This window comes from Bacillus sp. LR--39 (assembly GCF_053613335.1).
Map to the genome: position 1 here is coordinate 1 of NZ_JBSIOT010000334.1, position 1,059 is coordinate 1,059.

Genomic DNA, 1,059 nt, shown 5'->3' on the forward strand with positions numbered 1-1,059 from the left:
ACGTTTTTAACACCTTTCATGTCATCTTTCAGATAGTCATACCACGGGTCGCCCTTCCATGACTTTACGGCTCCGACCGGCTTAATGCCAAGCGCTAAGAGCGCCTCTGTTCCTTCATTAGTTAAAACAACAATCCGTTTTGGAGTGGCGGGGATGTTGTCTGATGTCCCCATTGCATGTTTGACCGTTCTTGTTTTGCTGCTTGACCCCTCGCTGTTGCTTGAACTTTCTGAACTATTGCAGGCAGAAAGTACGACAAGGGTCATTAAAAATACGAATAGCATGCTGATATGCTTTTTCATCTTTTTCCTCCCGATATTGAAATTCATTATCATTTAGATCATAATAAGCAGTGTTAAGAGTGTCAATCCCTAATTGAGGATTATTCTCAGAAACAAACATTACATAGTAAATAACTAGGAGAATTTGATCATGATCTGCAAAAAGGCATCTTCAAAATGGATTGTGTTAGTATGTCTGATTTTCATTTTACTGGCGGCTGTCTGCGCAAGCGTCGTGTACGGCTATACAGGTACGTCATGGAGACAGGTCTATCAGGCGTTTACTTCCTTCAACGGAACAAATGAGCATGTCATCATCAAGGATGTCAGGCTTCCGCGCGCTTTGGTTGCGACAGTCGTCGGCGCCTCGCTTGCAGCCGCGGGCGCCCTCATGCAGGCGCTTACAAAAAATCCGCTTGCGTCACCGGGCATTTTCGGGATTAACGCCGGTGCAGGTTTTTTTATTGTTGCCGGATCGTTTTTTCTGCATATTCAGTCACCTCAGGCATTAGTATGGAGCTCGTTTCTGGGGGCAGCATTTACCGCCGCGATCGTCTATGCAGCAGGCTCGCTTGGGAGGGAAGGGCTGACGCCAATCAAACTGACGCTGGCGGGAGCTGCCATGGCGGCTATGTTTTCTTCTCTGACACAGGGCTTGCTTTCTGTTAATGAACTCGAGCTTGCTCAGGTGCTTTTTTGGCTGACCGGCTCTGTGCAGGGCAGGAGTCTGGATCTGCTGATGACGATGCTCCCGTATGCAGCGGCAGCGCTTGTGATC

The 1,059-nt window shown here is 48.0% G+C and carries 1 protein-coding gene and 1 pseudogene; one reads left to right on the forward strand and one right to left on the reverse strand.

Features of this window, described 5'->3' with window-relative positions:
• Positions 1 to 302 (reverse strand): annotated as a pseudogene (locus ACWHAR_RS22990) (iron siderophore-binding protein); the annotation flags it as partial.
• Between the two features lie 130 nt (positions 303 to 432).
• On the opposite strand from ACWHAR_RS22990, the gene ACWHAR_RS22995 reads away from it, so the two are divergent.
• The coding region (locus ACWHAR_RS22995; protein ID WP_452087937.1) for a FecCD family ABC transporter permease at positions 433 to 1,059 on the forward strand (627 nt) is incomplete at its 3' end.